Origin of the sequence: Clavibacter lycopersici (assembly GCF_003576405.1) — a bacterium.
Classification (GTDB): domain Bacteria; phylum Actinomycetota; class Actinomycetes; order Actinomycetales; family Microbacteriaceae; genus Clavibacter; species Clavibacter lycopersici.
In genome coordinates, this window is sequence record NZ_QWGT01000001.1 from 59,641 (window position 1) to 69,786 (window position 10,146).

General features: G+C 73.6%; 10 protein-coding genes. 5 read left to right on the forward strand and 5 right to left on the reverse strand.

The window, feature by feature from the left end:
* Positions 1–11: 11 nt before the first annotated feature.
* Entirely contained in the window at positions 12–713 is a 702-nt protein-coding gene (locus DZG00_RS00265; RefSeq protein WP_119381781.1) for a 3'-5' exonuclease, read from the reverse strand.
* A 10-nt stretch (positions 714–723) separates the two neighbouring features.
* The gene (gene treS, locus DZG00_RS00270; protein WP_045929197.1) at positions 724–2,457 is read right to left on the reverse strand and encodes a maltose alpha-D-glucosyltransferase; all 1,734 of its coding nucleotides are present in this window, start codon (positions 2,455–2,457) and stop codon (positions 724–726) included.
* A gap of 124 nt (positions 2,458–2,581) precedes the next feature.
* Here treS and DZG00_RS00275 point away from each other — a divergent pair, with 124 nt between their 5' ends.
* Entirely contained in the window at positions 2,582–3,478 is an 897-nt protein-coding gene (locus tag DZG00_RS00275) for an alpha/beta fold hydrolase (RefSeq protein ID WP_119381780.1), read from the forward strand.
* Positions 3,475–4,569 carry a glycosyltransferase family 4 protein gene (locus tag DZG00_RS00280; protein WP_119381779.1) on the forward strand — a complete coding sequence of 365 codons (1,095 nt, stop codon included), beginning with the start codon at positions 3,475–3,477 and terminating at the stop codon, positions 4,567–4,569. Before DZG00_RS00275 ends, DZG00_RS00280 begins: the two co-directional genes overlap by 4 nt.
* Before the next feature lie 45 nt (positions 4,570–4,614).
* On the opposite strand, the gene DZG00_RS00285 is transcribed toward DZG00_RS00280, so the two are convergent.
* Both DZG00_RS00285 and DZG00_RS00290 read right to left on the reverse strand, forming a co-directional pair.
* Entirely contained in the window at positions 4,615–5,250 is a 636-nt protein-coding gene (locus DZG00_RS00285; protein WP_119455304.1) for a histidine phosphatase family protein, read from the reverse strand.
* Entirely contained in the window at positions 5,247–6,101 is an 855-nt protein-coding gene (locus DZG00_RS00290; protein WP_119382792.1) for a Sir2 family NAD-dependent protein deacetylase, read from the reverse strand. Before DZG00_RS00290 ends, DZG00_RS00285 begins: the two co-directional genes overlap by 4 nt.
* A 155-nt stretch (positions 6,102–6,256) precedes the next feature.
* On the opposite strand from DZG00_RS00290, the gene DZG00_RS00295 reads away from it, so the two are divergent.
* Both DZG00_RS00295 and DZG00_RS00300 read left to right on the forward strand, forming a co-directional pair.
* Positions 6,257–7,066: a TrmH family RNA methyltransferase gene (locus DZG00_RS00295; protein WP_119382791.1), complete on the forward strand. Its 810-nt coding sequence runs from the start codon at positions 6,257–6,259 to the stop codon at positions 7,064–7,066.
* On the forward strand, positions 7,063–8,277 hold the full coding sequence (locus DZG00_RS00300) for a D-alanyl-D-alanine carboxypeptidase family protein (RefSeq protein WP_119382790.1): 1,215 nt from the start codon (positions 7,063–7,065) through the stop codon (positions 8,275–8,277). The genes DZG00_RS00295 and DZG00_RS00300 overlap by 4 nt, the downstream gene beginning before the upstream one ends.
* A gap of 30 nt (positions 8,278–8,307) precedes the next feature.
* Here the strand turns inward: DZG00_RS00300 and DZG00_RS00305 are convergent, their stop codons facing one another.
* Entirely contained in the window at positions 8,308–9,099 is a 792-nt protein-coding gene (locus DZG00_RS00305) for an SGNH/GDSL hydrolase family protein (protein WP_119383191.1), read from the reverse strand.
* A 125-nt stretch (positions 9,100–9,224) separates the two neighbouring features.
* Between DZG00_RS00305 and DZG00_RS17105 the strand changes: the two genes are divergently transcribed.
* Positions 9,225–10,076, forward strand: coding sequence for a VOC family protein (locus DZG00_RS17105; protein ID WP_199689006.1), 852 nt, complete (start codon positions 9,225–9,227; stop codon positions 10,074–10,076).
* The last annotated feature ends 70 nt before the right edge of the window (positions 10,077–10,146 follow it).

A 10,146-nucleotide genomic window follows, 5' to 3' on the forward strand; every position in this document is an offset into this window, starting at 1 on the left:
GGGGAGTCGGATCAGGATCCGGCGTGTCGCTCGGGCCATGCGCCCGAGGTGGTGAAGGCGGGATCGCGCGTGCGGCGCATGTAGTCCTGGAAGCTCTCCGCCTGGACACGCGACCAGTCGACCTGGCGGTCGTGCAGGTCGAGGACGGGGATGTCGAGCTGGTCGGCGTAGCGACCGGCGATGGCCTGGGCCACGCGGCCCGCCGCGATGGCGTCGGCCCCGGCGTCGTGCGCGTCGTCGAGGCGCACGCCGTAGTGCTCGGCCGCGACCGCGAGGGTGCGCTTGCCGCGGCGGTAGGTGTCCACGGCCTTGTCGATGACGAGCGGGTCGATGACGGGGCCGGTGTCGCGGAGCGGCTCGACCCCGTGGCGCACGGCCTCGCGGTTGAGGAGCGTGAGGTCGTAGGGCGCGTTGTACACGACGAGCGCGAGGCCGCGGGCGAACATCTCGCGGATGGTCGTGACGATCTCCAGCACGACCGCCCCGGCGTCGCGCCCCTCGGCACGCGCGCGCTCCGTGGTGACCCCGTGGATGGCCGCGGCGCCCGCGGGGATCTCGACGCCGGGATCCGCGAGCCAGTCGTGCCGCTCGAGCACCTCTCCCTGCGCGTCGAGCACGACGATGCACGCCGTGACGATGCGGGCGGTCTCGACGTCCACCCCCGTCGTCTCGAGGTCGAACGAGGCCAGGGTGTCGTGCCAGCGGGAGGTCATCCTGTAGATGCTACGGGCGACCGCCGATGGCGGGCGCACCCATGTGCAGCCAGTAGAAGCTCTGCGTGGCGAGCGTCAGCGTGAGGCGTCCGTCGTCGCCGACCGTGGGGAAGACGCCGCCGCCGAAGAGGTCGTACAGCTGCGAGCCCGCGAAGTCCGACGCGTCGATGGTGACCGAGACGGGGTTGTGCGCGAAGGAGAAGACGCACAGCACGTCCTCGGCGCGGTCGCCGAAGTGCGTGCCGCTGCCCTCGTAGGAGCGCACGAACGCGAGGACGCTCTCGTGGTCGGTCGGGAGCACGCGGATGGTGCCCTGGCCGAAGACCGGGTGGGCCTTCCGCACGTGGATCACGTTCCGCACCCAGTGCAGCAGCGAGCGCGACTGCGCCAGCTGCGACTCGACGTTGATCTGCGCGTAGTTGTAGACGAGCGACTGCACGACGGGCAGGTAGAGCTTGCCCGGGTCGGCGGTGGAGAAGCCGGCGTTGCGGTCCGGGGTCCACTGCATGGGCGTGCGGGACGCATCGCGGTCCGGGAGCCAGATGTTGTCGCCCATGCCGATCTCGTCGCCGTAGTAGAGGAACGGGCTGCCGGGGAGCGAGAACAGGAGGGCGTGCACGAGCTCCAGCTCGGCACGCGAGTTGTCGAGCAGCGGAGCCAGGCGGCGGCGGATGCCGATGTTGACGCGCATCCGCGGGTCGTAGGCGTACCAGCCGTACATCGCCTGGCGGTACTCCTCGCTCACCATCTCGAGCGTCAGCTCGTCGTGGTTGCGGAGGAACACGCCCCAGGCGGCGGCCTCGGGGATCTCGAACGTCTCGCCCATGATCCGCTTCAGCTCGTCCGCGGTCTGCGACCGCAGCGAGTAGAAGATCCGCGGCATGATCGGGAAGTCGAACGCCATGTGGCACTCGGGCTCCTCCTCGGTGCCGAGGAAGGCGGAGACCTCGCGGGGCCACTGGTTCGCCTCCGCGATGAGGATCCGGCCCGGGTACTCCTCGTCGACCATGGCGCGCAGGCGCTTGAGGAACTCGTGCGTGGCCGGCTCGCCCTCGCCGTTGCCCTCCTCGGTCTCGTAGAGGTAGGGGATCGCGTCGAGGCGCAGGCCGTCGACGCCCATGTCGAGCCAGTGGCGGATGACGCCGTAGATGGCCTCGTGCACCTTCGGGTTGTCGAAGTTGAGGTCGGGCTGGTGCGAGAAGAAGCGGTGGAAGAAGAACTGGCGGCGCACCGGGTCGAAGGTCCAGTTGGACTCCTCGGTGTCGACGAAGATGACGCGGATGTCCTCGTACTTCTCGTCGGTGTCGCTCCAGACGTAGAAGTCGCCGTAGGGGCCGTCCGGGTCGGACCGGGACTGCTGGAACCACTCGTGCTGGTCGGAGGTGTGGTTCATCACGAGGTCGATGACGATGCGCATGTTGCGCTCGTGCGACTTGGTGACGAGCTCCTTGAAGTCGTCGAGCGTGCCGAACTCGGGGAGGACGGCCATGTAGTCGCTGATGTCGTAGCCGCCGTCGCGGAGCGGGGACTGGAAGAACGGCGGGAGCCAGAGGCCGTCGATGCCGAGCCACTGCAGGTAGTCGAGCTTGGAGATGAGGCCCTGGATGTCGCCCGTGCCGTCGCCGTTCGAGTCGACGAACGAGCGGATCATCACCTCGTAGAAGACGGAGCGCTTGTACCACTGCTTGTCGAGGGTGAGGCCGGGCAGGGTGATGGGGGCGGTGAAGCTCACGGTTCTCCTCATGGGCGCGACGGGGGCGTCGACTCGGGGCGGGAAGGCTCGCTCGCAACTCTAGGCGCGGGGCGCGGGTGGCGGACCCCGGCGCGCCCGGGGGCTCGGGCGGCGGGCGCTCGTAGACTCGTCCCCGATGACCGTCCCCTCGCCCTACGCCGCCCAGCTCGACCGCATCCCCGTGGTCCGCCGCACCGTCGACCTCCTCGGGAGCCGCACCGCCTGGTGGGAGTACGGGCCCGCCGACGCCCGCCAGGTGCTCGTCGTCGTGCACGGGTTCCGCGGGGACCACCACGGCCTGGAGCCGGTCGTCGCGCAGCTGCCCGGCGTGCGGATCCTCTCGCCCGACCTGCCCGGCTTCGGCGACTCGACGCCGCTCGTCGACGCGCGGCACGACATCGCGGGCTATGCAGCGTGGCTGCGGGAGTTCGTGGCGGCGACCGGCACGCGGGACGCCACCGTGCTCGGCCACTCCTTCGGGTCCATCGTCGTCTCCGCCGCGCTGGCCGGCGGGCTCCCGAGCCCGCGGGCGGTCCTCGTCAACCCGATCGCGGCGCCCGCGCTCGAGGGGCCGCGGGGGATCCTGACCCGCCTCGCCGTCCTCTACTACCGCGCCGCCGCCGTGCTGCCCGAGGGCGCCGGCTTCGGCCTGCTGCGCAACCGCGCCATCGTGCGCGTGATGAGCGAGGCCATGGCCAAGACGCGCGACCGCTCGCTCCGCCGGTGGATCAACGACCAGCACGACCGCTTCTTCAGCGCCTTCAGCGACCGGCGCGTCGTGCTCGAGGCGTTCCGCGCCTCCGTGTCGTCGGACGCGAGCACGTACGCGCCGCGCGTCGCCGTGCCCGTGCTGCTGGTGGCGGCCGAGCGGGACGACATCACGCCCGTCGCCGCGCAGCACCGGCTGCAGCGCCTGTTCGCCGACGCGCAGCTCGAGGTGATCCCGCGGGTGGGGCACCTCATCCACTATGAGACTCCGCGGGAGGCCGCCGCCGCCATCCGCCGCTTCCTCGACGAGGGGACCGCATCGTGAGGCTCGTGTTCGACTGCAGGTACACCCGCATCGGCCGGCACGACGGGATCAGCCGCTACGGCGCCGAGCTCGTCGCCCGGCTGGCCACGCGCTTCGACGTGACCATGCTGATCAGCGACCACCGCCAGCTGGCCCTCCTGCCCGACCTGCCGTGGCAGCTGGTCAGCTCGCCGACTGGGCCGCGCGAGCCGTGGGTCGCGCGACGCGTCTCGCGGATGCGGCCCGACGTCGTCTACAGCCCCATGCAGACCATGGGCTCCCGGGGACGCACGTACCCGCTCGTGCTCACGCTGCACGACCTCATCTACTACCGGCACCGGCGTCCGCCGCGCGACCTGCCCGCTCCCGTGCGCGCGCTCTGGCGGGCGTTCCACCTCGCGTGGTGGCCGCAGCGGCTCCTGCTCGACCGGGCCGACGCGATCGTCACCGTCAGCGAGACGACGCGCGGCCTCATCCGCGCGCACCGGCTGACGACGCGGCCCGTGGTCGTCGTGCCGAACGCGGCCGAGCTCGCCCCCGCGCCCGACGGCCGCCCGGACGGGCCGCGTGACGCGCCCGCCGAGCGCACGCTCGTCTACATGGGCTCGTACATGCCGTACAAGAACGTCGAGACGCTCGTGCACGCGGCCGACGACCTGCCCGAGCACGAGCTGCACCTCATGAGCCGCATCGCCCCCGCCGAGCGCGACCGGCTGGAGCGGATCGCCGACGGCGCGCGGCTGGTGTTCCGCGACGGCGCGAGCGACGAGGAGTACGCCTCGACGCTGCGGAGGGCGACCGCGCTCCTCACCGCCTCGCGCGACGAGGGCTTCGGGATCCCCGTGATCGAGGCCATGAGCGTCGGCCTGCCCGTGGTGGTCAGCGACATCCCGATCTTCCGCGAGATCGGGGGAGACGCGGCCGTGTACGTGGATCCGGACGACGCCGAGGGGTTCGCCGCGGCCGTGCGCGCGCTCGAGGACCCGGCGGAGTGGCGCCGACGCTCCGCGGCGTGCATCGCCCGGGCGGCGGAGTACGACTGGGAACGGTCGGCCGCCGCGCTCGGCGACCTCCTGGAGCAGGTCGCGCGCACGGGACGACGCGGCGCCTGAGCCGGGCGCAGCCGGCAGCCGCTCCCGCTCGGAGCGGGCCCCGGATCAGCCCCGGCGCGCCGGGTCGAGGTCGGCGAGCGCCCCGAGGTCCGCGATGCCGCCGAAGCGCAGCAGCGACAGCTCGCCGTCGACCACGCCGAACGTGTGGGCCGAGCCGTTCTCGATCATGGGCCCCGGTCGCCCGACGAGCGACGCGTCGAGGCTCCGGGCGAGCGCCGCGATGACGCCCCCGTGCGACACGGCGATGATCGACCCGCCCGGGTGCCGCTCGGCCAGCCGGAGGAGCGCCGCCCCCGCCCGCTCGGTCACGGACTCCACCGTCTCGCGGCCGGGCACGTCGCCGTCGGGGAACCGCGCCTCGATCTCCGCGTGCGTCAGGCCCTCGGCCAGGCCGTAGCGGCGCTCGGCCAGCGCGGGCTCCGGCAGCGGGCCCGTCGTGGGCGCGCCGCCGAGCGCGAGGTGCTCGGCGATGATCGACGCGGTCTCGAACGCGCGGCTCAGCGGGCTCGCGTGCACCGCGTCCCAGCCGGACCCGCCGGACACGGCCTCGGCGAGCAGCGCGCCCGCGGTGGCGGCCTGCGCGCGACCGGTGTCGTCGAGCGGGATGTCGCTGGACCCCTGCACGCGCCGCTCCACGTTCCACGCGGTGCGGCCGTGGCGGACGAGCACGATGCGGGTCACGCCGCGAGCTCCGTCGCGATCGCCCGGAGCGTCTCGCTCGTGCCGCCCTCGAGGCGCACGGTCGCGCGGGTGTCGCCCTTGGTGGTGCCGCGGTTGAGGATCACGATCGGCATGCGGCTCCTCCTGGCGAGCTCGAGCAGGCGGATGCCGGAGTTGACCGCGAGGGACGACCCGGCGATGAGGAGCACGTCGGCGTCCGACACGATGGCGCTCGCGTCGCGGAAGCGCTCCGTGGGCACGAGCTCGCCGAAGAAGACCACGTCGGGCTTGAGCATGCCGCCGCAGACGCTGCAGACGGGGATCCGGAACCGGTCGACGTCGTGCACCTGCGCGTCGCCGTCCGGGTTCAGCTCCACCGCGTCCGGCTGGTCGAGCCAGGGGTTCTCCGCGCTGATGCGCTCGGCGATCGCGGAGCGCGCGTAGGCCTGGCCGCAGTCGAGGCAGAGGACCCGGTCGAGCGAGCCGTGCAGGTCGACGACGCGGCGGGATCCCGCGCGCTCGTGCAGGCCGTCGACGTTCTGCGTGACGAGGCCCGAGACGACGCCGGCGGCCTCGAGGTCGGCGAGCGCGGCATGGCCGTCGTTGGGCCGGGCCGAGCTGAAGGCCTTCCAGCCGAGGTGCCCGCCCGCCCAGTAGCGACGGCGGAAGTCGTCGCCCTCGCTCCGGAACTGCTGGAACGTCATCGGGTTGCGCTTCGGGGCGCCCTCGCCGCGGTAGTCGGGGATGCCCGAGTCGGTGCTGAGGCCGGCGCCCGTGAGGACGGCCGTGCGGCGGCCGCGCATCACCTCGACGGCATCGGCGATCGTGGACCCCGCCGGGGGGCGGGGATCGTCACGGAGAGCGGTGCTCATGGGGCCTCCCGGTGCCGAGCGGACGCCCCGGCCTGTCGGCGGGCGGCGACGGGGCAGGGCATCATTGTCCTGTCGAGTCTAGACAGCGCATCCCCGCGAAGGCTCCGCGAGATGACGCTCCGCACCCGCCAGGGGCGGACGGAGGAAGGACCGGCGTGAAGATCCACCGCATCGAGGACCTCTCCTCCCCGGGCCTCGAGGACTACTCGCGGCTCACCGACGTCGCCCTCCGGCGCGTGAGCGAGCCCGAGGGCGGCCTCTACATCGCCGAGTCGACCAAGGTCATGGGCCGGGCGCTCGCCGCCGGCCACGTGCCGCGCTCGGTCCTCGTGCAGGAGCAGTGGCTCGACGACGTCACCCCGCTCCTCGACGGGTTCCCGGACGTGCCCGTCTTCGTGGGCGCCGCCGCCGTGCTCGAGCGGCTCACGGGCTACAACCTGCACCGCGGGGCGCTCGCCGCGATGCACCGCCCGCCGCTGCCCGCGGTCGCCGACGTCCTGCGGGACGCGCGCCGCGTCGTCGTGCTGGAGGACATCGTCGACCACACCAACGTCGGGGCGATCTTCCGGGCCGTCGCCGGCATCGGCGCCGACGCCGTCCTCATCACCCCGCGCTGCGCGGACCCGCTCTACCGGCGGAGCGTGCGCGTCAGCATGGGCACCGTCCTGCAGGTGCCGTGGACCCGCCTCCCCGAGTGGTCGGAGGCGGCGCCGCTCCTGCACGAGGCCGGCTTCCACCTGGCCGCGCTCGCCCTGGAGGACGACGCGGTGACGCTCGACGCCTTCGCGGCGGATCCGCCCGAGCGGATCGCGCTCGTGCTCGGCACCGAGGGCGACGGCCTCAGCCGCCATGCGCTCCGGCACGCGGACTCGACCGTGGTGATCCCCATGCTGCACGGCGTCGACTCGCTGAACGTGGCCGCGGCGAGCGCCGTCGCGCTGTACGCGCTGCGGGTCCCCGCGTGAGCCGCACCCGCCGCCTCACCCTCGCCGGCGTCGCCGCGGCGCTCGTCGTCTCGGCGGGCGTGTACGTCCCCGTCACCCTCACCGCGGATCCTCCCGTGGCGGTCGCGCAGGTCGACGCCCCGTCGCCCGTCGTCAACGTGCCGACCCCGGAGACCTGGCCGGGCGACGGCGTCTCGGCCGTCGGCGCGATCGGGTTCGACGGCGTGCTCGCGACCAACGACGCCGCGCCCGTCCCGCGGCCGATGGCGAGCATCACCAAGACCGTGACCGCGCTCGTGGTGCTGCGGGCGAAGCCGCTCGCGCCGGGGGAGGACGGGCCGCAGGTCACCTTCACGGCGGAGGACGAGGCGCTCCGCGGCGAGATCCTGAAGCAGGACGGCATCGTCGAGCCGGCGGTGCCGGGCACGAGCCTGTCGCAGCGCGACCTCCTCGAGGGCGCCCTGCTCGCGAGCGCCAACAACTACGCCTCCGCGCTCGGCGTGTGGGCGTACGGCTCGAACGACGCGTTCGTCGCGGCGGCGAACTCGTGGCTCGTGGAGCAGGGCCTCACCGGCACGCACGTCGCCGACGCGATGGGCCTCTCGCCCGAGACCGTGAGCACGCCCGCCGACCTGGTGCGCATCGGCGAGATGGTTCTCGCGGATCCGGTGCTCGCGGACATCGTCGACCAGCGGAGCGCCGACGTGGCCGGCGTGGGCACGGTCGAGAACCGCAACCTGCTCGCGGCCGTGCCGGGGTTCCGCGGCATCAAGACGGGCACGCTCGAGCAGGCGGGCAAGTGCCTGCTCTGGGCGGTGGACACGAAGGTGGGGGACCGCGACGTGACGGTCGTCGGCGTGACGCTCGGCGCCCGCGACCACGCCGAGCTCGCCCGGCAGGTGCTGGCGCTCCTGCCCACCGTCACCGCCAACCTGCACGTCGTGCAGGTGGCGACCGCGGGCGAGCCGTTCGCCGACTACACGACGGCGTGGGGTGCGACGGCCCAGGCGGTCGCCACCGAGGACGAGTCGCTGCTGGTGTGGGGCGACACGCCCGTCACCACGACCGTCGAGGCGTCCGGATCCGGCGAGGCCCCCGCGGGCACCGATGTCGGCACGGCCACCGTCACGGCCGGGCGGCAGTCGGTGCGGGTGCCGCTCACGCTCGACCGCGCGATCCCGGGCCCCGACGGCTGGTGGCGCCTCGGAAACCCGGGCGAGCTGCTCGGCTGACGCGCCGGCCGGCGGGACGGGCGCCGGGGATCAGCCCGAGACGTCCGCGCGCGTCCACGGCGCCGCGTCCGGGCGCTTGGCCGTGCGGCCGTCGCCCGAGGACTGGTGGCGGAGCCGACGCAGCACCCACGGCACGAAGTACGAGCGCGCCCAGTCGATGTCGCCGGCACGCGCCTGGCTCCAGGTGCGCGGCGGCAGCGGCTCGGGCTTCAGCGGCTGCAGGTCGTTCTCGACCGCGAGCGCGTGCAGCACCATGCGCGCCACGGTGTGGTGCCCGAGCGGCGCGAGGTGCAGCCGGTCGACGTCCCACATGCGCGGATCCTGGATCTCGGTGAGCGCCCACTGGTCGGCGACGATGCAGTCGTGCCGCGCGGCGACCGCGCGGATGTCCTCGTTGTAGATCGCGACCTTGCCGCGGAGCCGCCCGAACACGGGGGAGAACTTGACGTCGGTGCCCGTGAAGAGCACCACGGTCGCGCCCTCGGAGGACAGCCGGGCGACCATCTGATCGAGGCGCTCCGCGAGGCGGTCGGGGTCGGCGCCGGGCCGGAGGATGTCGTTGCCGCCCGCCGAGAGCGACACGAGGTCGGGGTGGAGGGCGAGCGCGGGCTCGACCTGCTCGTCGGCGATCTGCCCGAGGAGCCGGCCGCGGATCGCGAGGTTGGCGTAGGAGAAGCCCTCGACCTGGTCCGCCAGGACCTCGGCGACCCGGTCGGCCCAGCCGCGGTGCCCGCCGGGGCTGCCAGGCTCGGGGTCGCCGATGCCCTCCGTGAAGGAGTCGCCGAGGGCGACGTAGCGGCGCCAGGGATGGGGCTCGGTCATGCGCTTCCTTCCGGGTGGGTCCTTCCCATCATAGGAACGCGGTCCGGCGGCCCCGGGAATGCGGAGCGTCAGAGGTTGGTTGAGCATTCAAGCAACTGGATGCACCACTCGAGGAACGAGGACCCATGCCCGACCTGCTCTCCGCCGACACGTCCATGGGGCCCGTGACCCTCCTGGTCGGCGACCTCGACGGGATGACCGCCTACTACCGCGACGCCGTCGGCCTCGACACGCTCGCCGAGGGCGTGGAGTCCACCACGCTCGGGCGCGACGGGGTGCCCGCCGTGGTCCTCGAACCGGCGCACGGCCTCGACCTCCCGAGCCCGGGGAACGCCGGCCTCTTCCACACGGCCGTGCTCTTCGACGAGCCCGCCGCGCTCGCCCGATCCGTCGCCTCGCTCGCCCAGCGCGCGCCCGGCACGTTCACCGGCAGCGCCGACCACCTCGTCAGCCGCGCCTTCTACTTCACCGACCCCGAGGGCAACGGCGTCGAGCTCTACACCGACCGTCCGCGCGACGAGTGGACGTGGCAGGACGGGCGGATCGTCATGGACACGCTGCGGCTCGACCCGAACGCGTTCCTCCGCGACGAGCTCGCACAGGTCGCCGACGCCGCCTCCGACGCCGCGGGCATCGGGCACGTCCACCTGCAGGTGGGCGACACGGAGCAGGCCTCCGCCTTCTACGTCGACACGCTCGGCTTCGAGCTCGTCGCGGGGTGGCACGGATCCGCGATCTTCGTCTCCGCGGGCGGCTACCACCACCACATGGCCATGAACACCTGGAACAGCCGCGGCGCGGGCCGCCGTCCCGCGACGCTCGGCCTCGGCACCGTGCGCATCGAGGTGCCCACGCGCGACGAGGTAGAGGCGGTGGACGCGCGCCTCCGGGCCGCGGGAGTCGCCACGCGCGACGACGGACGCGCGCTCGCGTTCGAGGACCCGTGGGGCAACGCGCTGGTGCTGTCCGCCGCCTGAGCCTCGCGCCCGGGCAGGGCGACCCGCGGGCCGGCGGGGGAGACTGGGCGCATGACGCCCGCCGCCCCGG